This is a genomic window from Burkholderia sp. GW821-FHT14F03 (assembly GCF_058803765.1).
In genome coordinates this window covers 54,401-67,984 of the sequence record NZ_JBXAPG010000014.1, presented here as the reverse complement: position 1 = coordinate 67,984, position 13,584 = coordinate 54,401, and the positions used below count along the sequence as shown (strand labels likewise).

Annotated in this window: 12 protein-coding genes and 1 pseudogene; 4 read left to right on the top strand and 9 right to left on the bottom strand. The window is 67.7% G+C overall.

The features are described from left to right. Positions 1-6 precede the first annotated feature (6 nt). Positions 7-777, bottom strand: a complete 771-nt coding sequence (locus AC1RQF_RS11785; protein ID WP_273998037.1) for a class I SAM-dependent methyltransferase — start codon at positions 775-777, stop codon at positions 7-9. Between the two features lie 294 nt (positions 778-1,071). Here AC1RQF_RS11785 and AC1RQF_RS11780 point away from each other — a divergent pair, with 294 nt between their 5' ends. Next, a complete protein-coding gene (locus AC1RQF_RS11780) occupies positions 1,072-1,401 on the top strand; it encodes a hypothetical protein (protein WP_492872105.1) in 330 nt (109 codons plus the stop codon). A 9-nt stretch (positions 1,402-1,410) separates the two neighbouring features. Here the strand turns inward: AC1RQF_RS11780 and AC1RQF_RS11775 are convergent, their stop codons facing one another. From AC1RQF_RS11775 to AC1RQF_RS11755, 5 genes are all read right to left on the bottom strand, one after another. Beyond that, a complete protein-coding gene (locus AC1RQF_RS11775) occupies positions 1,411-2,334 on the bottom strand; it encodes an SAM-dependent methyltransferase (protein ID WP_492872104.1) in 924 nt (307 codons plus the stop codon). 266 nt (positions 2,335-2,600) lie between these two features. Continuing rightward, on the bottom strand, positions 2,601-3,674 hold the full coding sequence (locus AC1RQF_RS11770) for a porin (protein ID WP_492872103.1): 1,074 nt from the start codon (positions 3,672-3,674) through the stop codon (positions 2,601-2,603). Positions 3,675-3,772: 98 nt separating this feature from the next. Then, on the bottom strand, positions 3,773-4,840 hold the full coding sequence (locus AC1RQF_RS11765) for an ABC transporter ATP-binding protein (RefSeq protein WP_273998041.1): 1,068 nt from the start codon (positions 4,838-4,840) through the stop codon (positions 3,773-3,775). Continuing rightward, entirely contained in the window at positions 4,833-6,599 is a 1,767-nt protein-coding gene (locus tag AC1RQF_RS11760; RefSeq protein ID WP_273998042.1) for an ABC transporter permease, read from the bottom strand. The genes AC1RQF_RS11765 and AC1RQF_RS11760 overlap by 8 nt, the downstream gene beginning before the upstream one ends. A gap of 86 nt (positions 6,600-6,685) precedes the next feature. Next, the gene (locus tag AC1RQF_RS11755; protein WP_273998043.1) at positions 6,686-7,774 is read right to left on the bottom strand and encodes an ABC transporter substrate-binding protein; all 1,089 of its coding nucleotides are present in this window, start codon (positions 7,772-7,774) and stop codon (positions 6,686-6,688) included. Positions 7,775-7,899: 125 nt separating this feature from the next. On the opposite strand from AC1RQF_RS11755, the gene AC1RQF_RS11750 reads away from it, so the two are divergent. Then, positions 7,900-8,571, top strand: a complete 672-nt coding sequence (locus AC1RQF_RS11750; protein WP_273998044.1) for a response regulator — start codon at positions 7,900-7,902, stop codon at positions 8,569-8,571. Next, on the top strand, positions 8,568-9,989 hold the full coding sequence (locus AC1RQF_RS11745) for a sensor histidine kinase (protein WP_492872102.1): 1,422 nt from the start codon (positions 8,568-8,570) through the stop codon (positions 9,987-9,989). Before AC1RQF_RS11750 ends, AC1RQF_RS11745 begins: the two co-directional genes overlap by 4 nt. Positions 9,990-10,080: 91 nt before the next feature. Here the strand turns inward: AC1RQF_RS11745 and AC1RQF_RS11740 are convergent, their stop codons facing one another. From AC1RQF_RS11740 to AC1RQF_RS11730, 3 genes and pseudogenes are all read right to left on the bottom strand, one after another. After that, positions 10,081-10,950, bottom strand: coding sequence for an MOSC domain-containing protein (locus tag AC1RQF_RS11740; RefSeq protein ID WP_273998046.1), 870 nt, complete (start codon positions 10,948-10,950; stop codon positions 10,081-10,083). Between the two features lie 139 nt (positions 10,951-11,089). Continuing rightward, on the bottom strand, positions 11,090-11,452 hold the full coding sequence (locus AC1RQF_RS11735) for a glyoxalase superfamily protein (protein ID WP_273998320.1): 363 nt from the start codon (positions 11,450-11,452) through the stop codon (positions 11,090-11,092). A gap of 18 nt (positions 11,453-11,470) precedes the next feature. Then, positions 11,471-11,665 (bottom strand): annotated as a pseudogene (locus AC1RQF_RS11730) (glyoxalase superfamily protein); the annotation flags it as partial. Between the two features lie 568 nt (positions 11,666-12,233). Between AC1RQF_RS11730 and AC1RQF_RS11725 the strand changes: the two are divergent. After that, positions 12,234-13,439: a porin gene (locus tag AC1RQF_RS11725; RefSeq protein ID WP_273998047.1), complete on the top strand. Its 1,206-nt coding sequence runs from the start codon at positions 12,234-12,236 to the stop codon at positions 13,437-13,439. Positions 13,440-13,584: the final 145 nt, after the last annotated feature.

The window sequence follows — 13,584 nt, the reverse complement described above, 5'->3', positions numbered from 1 at the left end:
GCGCGATCAGGCCGGCTTGATGCCGGTCACGACCAGGATCGGAAACGAAAAGACGATGCCGTCGCCGGTGCGGCGCACGTCGAGGCCCAGGTGATCCTCTTCGAGTTCCGCCGCGAACAGGTCGCGGATTTTCGCTTCATCGCCCGGGTTCGGGAACGAGGCCGCCAGGTGCGGGTCGAGCGGCGTGTCGATCTTGTAGCGTGCGGTGCGGATGTCCGCGAGCCCCGAGCCGGCGATCAGCGCGTCCATCTCGGCGAACGTCAGTGCATGCACATGCGACGGATCGCGCAGGAGTTCGAGGTGGTCGTAGGCTGCTGCCTTGTCCGGCTGTTGGACGATGTCGGCGATCAGGATCCGGCCGCCCGGCCGGCAGACGCGCATCATCTCGCGCAGCGCCGCCTGCGGATCGAGAAAATGGTGGAACGTGTAGCGGGTCAGGACGACCGAGAAGCTTGCGTCCGCGAACGGCAGCGCGCGGATGTCGCCGACCCGCCAGTCGAGATTGTCGAGCGTGGCGGGCTGGCGTCGGCGGGCTTCCTCGATCATGTCCGGCGTGAGGTCGAGGCCCGTGACGTGCGCCGCGTGCTCGGCGAATGCATTGGCCACGAGGCCGGGGCCGCAAGCGACGTCGAGCACGGTTTCCGTGCCGTTCAATTCGCACAGGTCGATCAGCGTCCGGATCGACGTGGAATGGCCCGGCAGTGCGGCGAACGGAACGGCCTGGCGGGAGAACTGGGAGATGATGGTCTGGTTGTGCTGGCTGGCGTTTGGGTTCATGGCGTATTCGCGAGCGTGTGACAACGTGGAGGGGAGGCGGCGCGGTGCGCGTCGCCGGATCACACTATACGACGGATGGGGCGCGCGGCGCATGGGCGATGCATCCGCGCAGCCTGTGCTTCGTGCTTCGCGACCCGGCTTCCGATTCGCCTCGCAGCGGTTTTCCGGACCGGCAATATTGCTCATGCCGTACCCGATGCGAGAAATACAATTAAACAGAATCTGACGGGGCTGGCGCAAGGCGGGACGCGCCCCGTCAAGCTCACCGGGCCGGGCAGTACGATGAGACGGCCGTTGAACTCCTCTATACCGGGGGAGCGCGTCGCAGCCTTGAAGATGGAGCGGGCGCAGTTGAAAAGTCAGGTTCTCGCGTTCGCGGATAAATACGGCGTGGATGCGTCGGGTGTCGAGGGGGCCGGGCACGATCAGGCCGGGCACGAAATCAATAAATCCCATCCGTCCATCCAGCACTGGGAGACGCTGCGCGAGCAGATCCGCGGGCGGATTGGCGAACTGTCCGGCGATGACCTGGAGGGGCGTTTGCTCGACAGTGCGCGGGACGCGGACATGCATTGGCTCTGGCGGGCAAAGAAAGCCGCCGGCGATGGCACGGTCGTAGCCTAGACCTGCGACTCAGCACCGCTTGCGCGCGGTCACGGTCGGGTACATGCGCGCGCGGTCGTCGATGAAGCGGATGTCGACGAAGCCCGCATGCTGCAATTGCTCGCGCATCTGCGCATAGGTATGGTAGTTGCGCCACTTGACGCCGATGACCTGCGCGAACAGCAGATGCTGTAACGCGAGCGCGTCCGGGTCGATGGCGGCGGCGTCCCACGGCGATGCGGCCGAGCGGCCGGGCGGCGGCGTCAGGAAGCTCGCGACCAGCAGACCGTCCGGCTTGAGGGCGTCGTGAAACTTGCGGTACAGCACGGCCACGCGCGCGTCGTCCGATTCATAGACGTCGAGGCCGTTGCTCGTCAGCGTATCGGCCACCGCATACAGGTCCAGCTTCCATGCATCGGCGAGATGCAGGCTCAATTGCGCGCCGAGGCCGCGCTCCGCCGCGAGTGCGCGCGCGCCGTCGAGCGCCTGCGGGTCGAGATCGATGCCCATCAGCCTGACGTCGGGGCAGTGTGCGTAATCGAGCAGCAGCAAGTCGCCCATCCATCCGCACGGCACCGATGCGAGCGTACTGCCCGGCGTGATCCGCTCCTGCAGGAGGGTCTGGAAGATCCCGAAGCGTTCGCGCGTCGCGCGCATCAGCGGCAGATTCTCGAACACCTGGTATTCGAGATCGGGAACGGCGCCCGCGCGCAGGCTGCCGGGCCGGTAAGTCACGATGCGATGTATCCACTGCGCATCGAGCCCGCGATTGACCAGCATGAATCTGCCCAGCTCGAATTCGGCCAGTTGGTCGACCAGGCTCAGCACCTTCTCCAGCGTCGCAGCGGGAAGATCGCTGCCGGCGCGCAGCCGCGCCTTGATGGAGGCGATGGCGCGTGGGCTCGACGCATCGGTCTCGCCGCCGTGGGAGATCAGGCCCGCTGACTTGTCCATGTCCGCTCCGCTGTATGCATGCCTCATCGGCCGACCGTTTGATCATAGGTCGCGTCGCGTGATTTGCGTAGGAGCGGTAGGCACGGTGGACGAAATCGTCAACGCGGCAGGCCACTGTTGCGATCCGGTCCGCCCCGGTGCCGCCGCGTGGCGCCGCGCCGAGAAAAAAAGCGCGACAGCGTTTCACTGTTGCGCCAACCCAGCGAACGCGGATGTGCCCGCGCTCCCGTTTCACCGCTGCGGGGCGCCGCTTGCGCCCCGTTACATCAGAACCGTTGTTGGATACCCGCCGTGACCCCGACCTGCGTGCTCGCATACCCGGCCACGTCGCGCGACACGCTCACGTTCCGGCCATGCTTGGCCAGCGCGAATGCACCCGCCGCGTACAGCACGGTGCGCTTCGACAGCGCATATTGCGCGCGCAACGAAACGAGCGTCGGGTCGGCGTCGGTGCCGCCCTTGAGGTCCTGGTGATAGACCGCGCCGATCAGCGAGAAGGTCGGCGTGAACTGATACGAGCCGCCGACCCAGTACATGTCGCTGAGTTGCGTCGCCGCCGTGGTGTGGTACGTGCGCCGATAGTTGCGATAGCCCGCCATCGTCTTCAGATTGCCGAAGTCGTAGCTGAGGCCCGCGTGGATGCCCTGGATGTAGTCGACCGGATCGGCCGGCGTGACGTTGTCGCCCGCGCCGTTCTGGCGATCGAACGTGACGACGGCGGCGAACCGGCCGCTTTCGTAGCCCAGCGCGACGTCGTATTTCGAACTGGCCTTGACGCTGCCGGCGATATTGCCGAAGCCGTACATCGCGCCGAACTTGAAGCCGCCGTATTCGCCGTCATAGCGCACCGCATTCGACGAGCGCGTGAACAGGCCGTCCTTGCGGCCGCCGGTCGCGGTCGAGGCCGTGGCCCACGAGTAGTTCTGCGCGTAGCCCATCGGGTCGAACTGCAGCATGTAGTCGTAGGTGGTCGTGAAGTTGCGCCCGAGCGTCAGTTCGCCCCAGCGGCCTTTGAGCCCGATCGTCGCGCGCCGCCCGAAGATCGAGTCGGGGCCGTCGTCGAGGCCGCCGTTCGCGAGGTCGATGCCGCTTTCGAGCCGGAACACGGCCTTCAGGCCACCGCCGAGATCCTCGACGCCGCGCAGGCCCCAGCGCGAGGTGTTCTTGTTGCCCGATTTCAGGCGGACCGCGTTGCCGCCTTCCGGCGCGGCGTGGTTCGTGAACTCGAGGCCGGCATCCATGATCCCGTAGAGCGTGACGCTCGATTGTGCGTGGGCGGCCGACGCGGCGATCGAGAGTCCGGCGGCCGCCGAGGCGGCCAGCAGGTGCTGCTTGTTCATTGACGCTGTCTCCTGTTGTGGTCGTGCTTGTTGTCGCGCACGGCGCATGACCGCGCACGGGGTGCGCCGCGCGCCCGGCGGGGCGGCGGCGCGATGCTTCAGCCCGCCTTCGCGAACGCCCAGCAGTCGTTCGCCGGGAACTCGATCCAGTGGCGGCCCGCCGCGCGCGGCACCTGCCCGAACGCGCGCAGGCGCAGCGCGCCGCAGTGGAACAGGTATTCCCAGCGATCGCCGAGATACATCGAGGTCACGAGTTCCGCCTGCAGGCGGTTCGCGCCGGGCCCGTCCGCGACCTGCACGCGTTCGAGCCGGATCACGGCCTGCGCGTCCTGGCCCGGTTGCAAGGTGTCGCGCGCGAGCGCCTGCAGTTGCCAGCCGTCGCCCGCGAGCGTCACGCGCTCGCCGTCGATCGACGCGACGCGCGCATCGATGCGGTTGTTGCTGCCCATGAATTCGGCCGTGTAGAGCGAGCGCGGCGCGCCGTACAACTCGGCGGGCGTGCCTTCCTGCTCGATGCGGCCGTTGCGCAGCAGCAGGATGCGATCCGACATCGCCATCGCTTCCGATTGATCGTGCGTCACGCACAGCGCGGACAGCCCGAGCGACACGATCAGCTCGCGCAGCCACGCGCGCGCCTCCTCGCGCAGCTTCGCATCGAGATTCGACAGCGGTTCGTCGAGCAGGATCACGGGCGGGTTGTAGACCAGTGCGCGCGCGATCGCGACGCGCTGTTGCTGGCCGCCGGACAGCTGGTGCGGATAGCGTTGCGCGAGGTGGCCGAGCCCGAGTTGATCGAGCGCGCCTTGTACGCGGCGCTGCCGCTCGTCGGACGCGACGCGGCGCAGCTTGAGCCCGTAGCCGACGTTGTCCGCGACCGTGCGGTGCGGCCACAGCGCGTAGGACTGGAACACGAGGCCGAGCGCGCGCCGCTCGACCGGCAGGTCGATGCGGTTCGCGCCGTCGAAGAAGACGTTGCCGTCGAGCTGGATGCGGCCGTCCGACGGCTGTTCGAGGCCGGCCACCGCGCGCAGCAGCGTGGTCTTGCCGCTGCCCGACGCGCCGAGCAGGCAGACCACTTCGCCCGCCTTCAGTTCGAACGACACGCCCTTGAGGATCGGGTTCGCGCCGTAGCTGAGAAAGAGGTTGTCGACGGTCAGCTTATCCATGAAGTTTCACTCCGAAACGCAGGGCCACGCCGAGTCCGACGCCGACCATCGCGATGTTGATGACAGAAAGGGCGGCGACCTGATCGACGGCGCCCGTCGCCCACAGCGACACCAGCAGCGCGCCGATCACCTCGGTGCCCGGCGACAGCAGGTAGACGGCCGTCGAGTACTCGCGCTCGAAGATCATGAAGATCAGCAGCCACGAGGCGAGCAGGCCGAAGCGCACGAGCGGCAGCGTCACGTCGAGCGAGACCCGCGCGCGCGTCGCGCCGACGCTGCGGCCCGCTTCCTCGAGTTCCGGCCCGACCTGCAGCAGCGCGCTCTGGATCAAGCGCATCCCGTAGGCGAGCCACACGACCGTGTAGGCGATCCAGATGCTCCACATCGAGTTCTTGATCTCGCGCAGCCCGGGCACGAACAGGAAGATCCACAGGAACGCGAGGCCGGCGAGCAGCCCCGGCACCGCGCGCGGCAGCAGCACGAGATAGTCGAGCAGCTTGGTGGCCCAGTCGTGGCGGCGGTGGCCGGCGAAGGCGACGAGCGTGTAGAAGCCGATCGCGAGCGCGCCGCCGAGCACGCCGATGCCGAGCGTGTTGACGATCGCGCGCACGAGGTTGTCCTGCTCGAACAGCTCGACGAAGTTGGACAGCGTCAGCACCTCGGCGAGCGGCACGCCTTCGCCCCAGTTGGTGACGAACGCGCGCAGCACGATCCCGGAGAGCGGCACGAACACCGTCAGCAAGAGCCACAGCGCGACGATCGCGAGCGCGACCCAGCGCCAGCCGCCGAGCGGCAGCACGGTGGCGCGGCCCGCCTTGCCCTTGACCGTGACGAAGCGGTTCGCGGTGCGCAGCAGCCGGCGCTGCAGCAGCACGAGCGGGAACGTGATCGCGACGATGCAGACCGCGACGGCCGCCATCAGGTGATACGAGGGCACGCCGAGCTTGTTGGTGAGCTTGTACAGGTAGGTCGCGAGCACCAGGTGGCCTTCCGGATCGCCGAGCACGAGCGGTAGGCCGAACACCTCGAAGCCGAGGAAGAACACGAGCACGCCGGCGAACAGCAGCGCGGGCATGGTCATCGGCAGGCTCACGTCGAGCGCGACGCGGAACGGCCGCGCGCCGGCCACGCGCGCCGCTTCCTCGACGTCCGAGCCGAGGTTGCGCAGCGCGGCGGAGGCGTACAGGTACACGTGCGGCACGTGGGTGAGCCCGACGATCACCGTGATCGCGAAGATCGAGTAGACGTTCCACGGCACCTCGTGGAGGCCGAGCAGCGACTTGAACCACACCGAGTAGAAGCCGACCGGCCCCGTCGCGACGACGTAGCCGAACGCGAGCACCATCGGCGACACGAACACCGGCGTGAGCAGCAGTGGTTCGAGCCAGCGGCGGCCGGGGAGGTCGGTGCGCGCCATCAGGAACGCGAGGATGCCGCCGAACGGGATCGAGATGAACAGCATGCCGCTGGCGATCACGAACGAATTGCGGGTGGCGGACCAGAAGTCGGGATCGCTGAAGATGAAGCGGAAACCGTCGAGGCCGAGCGCGCGATTCGCGTCGAAGAACGGCGCGGTCAACACGCTCTGAAACAGGATGAAGCCGAGCGGCAGCGCGACCGCGATCGTCAGCGTCGCGATCACGAGCCAGCGGAACAGGCCCGCGAGCGGCCCCAGGGTGGGCGCGGGCAGCGCGGGCACACGGCCGTCGCGCTCGCGCGGAAGAGCGGGAGGTGTCCCGCCGGTGCTGGTGGTAAGCATGAGTTCGCCCCTGCGGCCCGCGGGCCGCCTGTCAGGAAATAGGGAGGAGGGAGCGCGCGCGAGACGGCGCGCTCAGGCGCGCCGGATCAGCGCTTGACGGCCTGCTGCCACTGCTTGAGGAAGGCGAGGCGCTTCGATTGGTCGAGGTAGACGAGCAGCCCGGTGCCGATCGGGATCGGCTTCAGCGCGTCGCCGAGTTCCTTGGTCAGCCCGGCCATCGACGTTTCGCCCGAGACGTCCGCGCGGATCGAATACAGGTTCGCCTGGTTCGCGATCAGCGTCTGGCCGCGCTTCGACAGCAGGTAGTCGATCCACAGCTTCGCCGCGTTCGGGTTCTTCGCCTGCTTGGACACCGTCGCGAGCCGGCTCGACACGAGCGTGTAGTCTTTCGGGAACACATAGCCGATCGACTTGTCCTTCTTGGCCTTCGCGTACGCATACGAGCCGATGATGTTGTAGCCGATCAGGTTCTCGCCGGACGAGATCCGCTCCATCATCGCGCCGGTGCTCGACTGCAGCTTCGGCCCGGTCGCGCCGATCGCGCGCACGAGTTCCCAGGTGACCTGCTCGTTGACGTGCGCATCCTGCGTGATGAAGTTGAAGCCGACGCCCGATTTCTCGATGTCGTAGGTGGTGACCTTGCCCTTGAAGCGCTCGGGCTGCGACTGCAGCAGCTTGATCAGGTCGGCGCGCGTCTTCGGCACTTCGTTCTCGGCGATCAGCCGCTTGTTGTAGACGATCGACACGGGCTCGAAGGTGGTGCCGTAGGCCTGCTTCTGGTACTGCGCCCATTGCGGCAGGTTGCCCGCTTCCGGCGATTCGTAGGTCTGCATCAGGCCGTCGTTGACGAGCTTCACCTGGAGATCCATCGACGCGCTCCACAAGACGTCGGCGCTCGTGCTCTTCGCGGCGCTCTCGCTGACGAAGCGGTTGTACAGCTCGGTGCTGTTCATGTCGTTGTACTCGACCTTCACGCCGTACAGGCCTTCGAAGTCCTTGATCAGCGGGCGCACGAGGCCCGTGTCGGTGGTCGAGTAGACGATCAGCTTGCCTTCCTTCTTGGCGGCATCGATGATGCCCTGGTAGTTACCCGGATAGCCGGCCGGCGCCTGCGCGAATGCGGTACCTGCGGCGAGCGCCAGCAGCGCGGCGATACCTTTCGATGCAAACTGCATGTCTTCCTCCAAGATGGACTGCTTTGGTATGAGTGAGGCGGATGGTAAGTGTGAGGCACTTTCAGCCTGCTTTCATTTCGCGTAACAATAGCGGTCTTTAGGTCATGGATTTCCCGAGGTGATGCATGCGCGTCCTGCTGGTCGAAGACAATCCCCTGCTCGCACAATCGCTGACGGCCGCGCTCACGGCCGCGCGTTTCGCGGTCGACCACATGGCGGACGGCGAGGCGGCCGACCACGTGCTGCACACGCAGGACTACGCACTGGTGATCCTCGATCTCGGCTTGCCGAAGCTCGACGGGCTGGAGGTGCTGCGGCGCCTGCGCGCGCGGCGCAACCCGGTGCCGGTGCTGATCCTGACCGCGCACGGCTCGGTCGAGGATCGCGTGAAGGGACTCGACCTCGGCGCGGACGACTATCTTGCGAAGCCGTTCGACCTGACCGAACTGGAGGCGCGCGCCCGCGCGCTGATCCGCCGCAGCCTCGGCCACGAGCACACGCGCGTCGAGTGCGGGCCGCTCGAATACGACAGCGTCGATCGCAGTTTTCGTCTGAACAATGAGGTGGTGGCGCTGACGCCGCGCGAGCGTTCGGTGCTCGAAGTGCTGATCCTGCGCAACGGCCGCGCGATCAACAAGGAGACGCTGTCGGAGAAGATCTTCGGCCTCGACGAACTGGTCAACGCCGACGCGATCGAGATCTACGTGTACCGGCTGCGCAAGAAGCTCGAACACAGCGGGGTCGCGATCGTCACGCTGCGCGGCCTCGGCTACCTGCTCGAGGCGAAGGCGTCATGACGCGCGTCAACCTGCGCATGCAGGTCGGGTTGTGGCTGTTGCTGCCGCTGCTCGGGCTGCTCGCGCTCGATTCCTGGCTCACCTACCAGCGCGCGATGAGCGCCGCGCACACGGCGTTCGACCGCACGCTCGCGTCGTCGCTGAAATCGATCCGCGAAGGCGTGCGCCTCAGCAACGGAGAGATCGAGGTCGACCTGCCGTATCTCGCGCTCGAGATGTTCGAATCGAACGACGGCGGCAAGATCTACTACCTGATCCGCGAGGACGGCGGGCGCGCGGTGACGGGCTATCCCGACTTGCCGAGGCCGCGCGAGGCCAGCGTGGCGCTGTTCGAGACGCGCTTCTACGACGCGCTCTATCGCGGTGAGCAGCTGCGCATGGCCGCGCTGCGGCTGCCCGTGCACGACGTGCCGAGCGCGCAGACGCGGGTTGTGTGGGTGATGGTCGGCGAGACGATCGAGGCGCGCCAGGCGCTCGCGCGCGAGATCCTGGTCGGCTCGCTGCAGCAGGAAGGGCTGCTGGTGGTGCTCGCGCTCGGCATCGTGTGGTTCGGCGTGGCGCGCGGCCTGCGGCCGCTCAGGCGTTTGTCCGGGACGGTCGCCGCGCGCGCCGACGGCGATCTCGCGCCGCTCGACACGGCCGGCATGCCGAGCGAACTGGCGCCGCTCGTCGACGCGCTCAACCAGTACATCGCGCGCACCCAGCGCATGCAGGGCGCGCGCCGGCGCTTCTTCGCCGACGCCGCGCACCAGCTGAAGACGCCGCTCGCCGCGGTGCAGGCGGGCGTCGAGCTGGCGCGGCGGCCGGATGAAGCGCCGCGCGCGCAGGCGCACCTGGGCCGCGCGGACGACGCGGTGCGGCAGGCCGCGAAGATCGTGCAGCAGCTGCTGTCGCTGTCGCGGCTGGAGTCGGACAGCGGCTATGCGATCGAGCGCAAGCCGATCGCGCTGCACGAGATCGCGCGCGGCGTGACGCTCGATTGGTCGCCCGTCGCGCGCGCGCGCTCGATCGATCTCGGCTTCGAGCACGACGCGGACGTCACGGTCACGGGGCGCGCGGACCTGCTGGCGGAGCTGGTCGGCAACCTGATCGACAACGCGATCCGCTATGCGGGCGATGAGGCGGTGATCACGGTGAGGGTCGCGCGCGCGGGCGCGCAGGCGGTGCTGGAGGTCATCGACAACGGGCCGGGCATCGCGGCGGACGAACGCGATGCGGTGTTCGACCGCTTCTATCGCAGCGCGGCGACGCAGGCGGTGGAGGGGACGGGGCTGGGGCTGTCGATCGTGCGCGAGATCGTGCGCGTGCATCAGGGCGAGATCGCGCTGCTGGACGCGTCGGGCGGCGGTCCGTCGGGCGGCGTTTGCTCGGGGCGAGGTCTGGTCGTGCGCTTGAGCTTGCCGGTGTGGGGGGAGTGAACCATCGCGCGGATGGGGGCCGGGTGCGCGGCGTTTGGCGTCCTGTACCCGGTGCCGCACACCGCGCACCCCCATGCGGCGTCGTGCGCGGCTAGTCGCCGAAACCGAGTTCCGCGCCGACGGTTTGTCCGACCTCGAGGTGCGCGCCTTCGCCGCGCACGACGATGCCGTTCTTGCCGAATGTCAACGCGCCGTCGAACTGCGGGCTGCCGCGGTAGCCGCTCATCGTGTCGGTCGGTTCATGCGGCCATGCAGGGTCGGGCGCGCCGGTCTGTTGGTCGATGTTCGGCACCGGGCAGCGCGTGCACAGCTTGACGAGGCGGATCAATACCTCGTGCGCGTCGGCGCGGCACGTGAGTTCCTCGACGTAGTCTTCCTCGTAGGCGTCGAGCGTATCCAGCACGAGGTTCGGCCGGAAGCGGTCGATCGGAATCGCGGGCGCGCCCTTCGCGCGCAGCCGCGCATTGAGATCGTCGAGCGAGGACTGGCCGATCACGAGCAGGGGGAAGCCGTCGGCGAACTGCGTGTGCGAGGCCACCGATCCGGTCCATTTGCTGCTGACCGCGCGGCGCGCCGCGGGCGCGAAACGCGCGAGACGGGCAGGTTCGCCCAGGAATTCGCTGAACCAGGACGCGGCCTGTGCGCCGCAGTCGAGCGCGCCCACGGTGTCGCGCCAGACGGTCGCGGCGAGCGGTTCGGCATCGGCGAGCGCCGCCGCCGAGAGCGGCGTGCGCAGCTCGGGCATGTCGGGCGCGCGGATCACGAGGTGCCCGGTGTCGAACGCGGTTTTCACGCGCGCCAGCTGCGCATGCGTGCGCTGCGTGAACATGTTCCCGGCGGCGTTGACCACCATCCAGTTGCGGTCGTATTCGAGCCCGGTGGAGAGCAGTTGCGCGCGCGACAGCGCGATGCCGCCGCACGATTTGATCGGGTAGGTAAAAAGGGCGCTGATGGAAGGCATGACGCTGGCTCGGATGAATCGGGAGGGAGGAGGGCGGCCCGCGACGGACCGCTCCTGATTGTGCCAGATAGTGGCGCGTCCCGGCGGATGGCCGGGACGATGCCGGTGCGCGCGGACGCATGCCGGCAGGGCGGAATGCCTAGTCGCGTTCCTCGCAGAAGCGCAGCCGGTTGCCGAACGGGTCGTGCACTTCCAGCACGTCGCCCCAGGGCTGCGATTCGAGGCCGGGGCGGCCGTAACTGTAGTGCTTGTCGATCAGTTCGCGGTGGTAGGCCTGCACGCCTTGCATCGGCACGTACACGGTCGAGCCGGGGCTCGCGTCGCCGTGGTGTTCGGACAGGTGCAGCGTCATGCCGGCGCGCGCGACGGACAGGTAGAGCGGCAGGTCGGCCTCGAAGCGATGCTCGAACTGCACCGCGAAGCCGAGGAAGCCGCAATAGAATTCGCGCGCCTTGGCTTCGTCGAAGATCCGCAGGATCGGCACCGCACGCAGGAACCGGATGCCGTCGGCCGGGTCCGGATCGAGCCGGGCGGACGCGGTGTTCCAGTCGGCGTAGCCGAGTTGGGCGGCGATCAGTTCGAGCGCGGCGGCATGCGGGATCCCGACGTCGCGCGCGGCCAGTGCGGCGCGCAGCCGCCTGGCCATGGCTTTGGCCTGGTCGATGGTGGGCAAGGTGGACTCCTGGTCTCGGCGACGGTCAGTCGGGGCTCGCATTGCCGATCCGTCGCCGGCCCGAAGGACGCGGTGCAAGGAAAGGATGTCGTGATGCATTCACCATCCCCGGGCAGGAGGCGAGCGGCAGGCTGCATCGGCCGAAGCGGCATCGTGCCGCGTTTTCGGGGCATCGTCAAACCCGGGGGCGGTCGCGCGTTTCGGCGGTCGGCGGCGCAATGGGACGGGGCAGGCGCGCGGCGGGCAAGAGCCCCGCACGGCGGTTTTCGCACGCGCGCGACGCGCTGTCGGTCCGGCCGGCGGGGCGCGACTGGGAGGCGGCGGTTGCGCGGCCGATCCGTAAGGGATTCGAAGTCTTCGTGGAAGCTTTTCCGGGAAGTAAATCAGGGTTTTTCCGGGACCGGTTCCATCGATCGGGGTGACGGCGCGACAAGGCCCACGGCGGCGCTCGCCGCGATGGGTTCCGGGCGATCCGGAGCGTTGCGCCGAGCCCACGGTCGTTTATTCAGCATTTTGAAATATTGGGTAATCCGTCAGAATGGCGCCCGCATGGACTCGCCCATGTGCAGCAAACCACACCATACAAAAGAATTTTGAGGACGGAGAATCAATGAAGAAGCGCGTAGCAGTCGTCATGACGGCCGCCGGTCTTGCCGCCGCAACCACGGCCCATGCCCAGAGCAGCGTCACCCTGTACGGGATCGTTGATAATGGCCTGACCTACCAGAGCAGCGCCGCATCGGTCGGCGCGACCTCGGGCGGCCATTCCGCCGTCAAGATGTCGACGGGCGTGTGGGCCGGCAGCCGGTTCGGCCTGAAGGGCGGTGAAGATCTGGGCGGCGGCACGAAGGCGATCTTCCAGTTGGAAGCAGGCGTCTCGACCACCAACGGCACGTCGCAGTACGCAGGCGGGATCTTCACGCGCCAGGCGTGGATCGGCCTGACCAACCCGGCCTACGGTACGCTGACGGCCGGCCGCCAGTACACCGCCTACTACACGCTTCTGTCGCCGTACAGCCCGACCACGTGGCTGACGGGCGCATTCGGCGCGCACCCGGGCGATATCGATTCGCTCGACACCAGCTACCGCGCGAACAACTCGCTCGTCTACATGTCGCCGAAGTTCTACGGCTTCACGGTCGGCGGTTCGTACTCATTCGGCGGCACGCCGGGCAGCGTGAACGCGGGCTCGACCTGGAGCGCGGGGATTCAATACATCAACGGTCCGGTGGGCATCGCCGCGGCATTCCAGCGCGTCAACAACTCGACGCCGGGCGGCGGCGCCGTGTGGGGCGCGAATTCGACGACGAGCAACGGTGGTGCGCAGACGGCCGTGACGGCGATCAACGGCGGCTACTCCCAAGCGCAGGCGCAACAGCGCGTCGCGGTGACGGCGGGCTACCAGTTCTCGTCGGCGTGGGACGTGTCGGTGTCGTACTCGAACGTACAGTACATCCCGGGTACGAATTCGAATTTCCGCAACACCGCGATCTTCAATACCGCGGGCGCCGTGCTGCACTTCAAGCCGACGGCCACGTGGGATTTCGCGGGCGGCTACAGCTACACGCGCGCAACCCTCTCGAATGGCGTGACGAGCGCTGCGCAATACCATCAGTTCTCGCTGTCGCAGTACTACAGCCTGTCGAAGCGCACCGGCCTGTACGCGGTTGAGGCCTACCAGCGCGCGAATGGCCAGACGCTCGCGGGCGGTAAGATCATCGATGCGACCGCATCGATCGGCGACGGCTTCAATTCGTCGCCGTCGTCGTCGCGCAGCCAGGTGGCGGTTGGCGTCGGCATGATCCACCGCTTCTGATGCGGCGCGGCGTATCTGCCGCGTGATGCCGATGGATGGACGAACAGCCGGCCCGGGGCCGGCTGTTCGTTTTTGGGGGCGGCGATCAACGTCGTTTGCATCGAGCATGCATTTCCCGTCGCCGAATCCCGTGAACAGCCTCGGC

Bases quoted from the DNA above. Each gene is read 5' to 3' on its own strand.
- AC1RQF_RS11740 (WP_273998046.1), bottom strand. From the start codon at position 10,950: ATGCCTTCCATCAGCGCCCTTTTTACCTACCCGATCAAATCGTGCGGC.
- AC1RQF_RS11725 (WP_273998047.1), top strand. From the start codon at position 12,234: ATGAAGAAGCGCGTAGCAGTCGTCATGACGGCCGCCGGTCTTGCCGCC.
- AC1RQF_RS11745 (WP_492872102.1), top strand. From the start codon at position 8,568: ATGACGCGCGTCAACCTGCGCATGCAGGTCGGGTTGTGGCTGTTGCTG.
- AC1RQF_RS11785 (WP_273998037.1), bottom strand. From the start codon at position 777: ATGAACCCAAACGCCAGCCAGCACAACCAGACCATCATCTCCCAGTTC.
- AC1RQF_RS11755 (WP_273998043.1), bottom strand. From the start codon at position 7,774: ATGCAGTTTGCATCGAAAGGTATCGCCGCGCTGCTGGCGCTCGCCGCA.
- AC1RQF_RS11765 (WP_273998041.1), bottom strand. From the start codon at position 4,840: ATGGATAAGCTGACCGTCGACAACCTCTTTCTCAGCTACGGCGCGAAC.
- AC1RQF_RS11775 (WP_492872104.1), bottom strand. From the start codon at position 2,334: ATGGACAAGTCAGCGGGCCTGATCTCCCACGGCGGCGAGACCGATGCG.
- AC1RQF_RS11760 (WP_273998042.1), bottom strand. From the start codon at position 6,599: ATGCTTACCACCAGCACCGGCGGGACACCTCCCGCTCTTCCGCGCGAG.
- AC1RQF_RS11770 (WP_492872103.1), bottom strand. From the start codon at position 3,674: ATGAACAAGCAGCACCTGCTGGCCGCCTCGGCGGCCGCCGGACTCTCG.
- AC1RQF_RS11750 (WP_273998044.1), top strand. From the start codon at position 7,900: ATGCGCGTCCTGCTGGTCGAAGACAATCCCCTGCTCGCACAATCGCTG.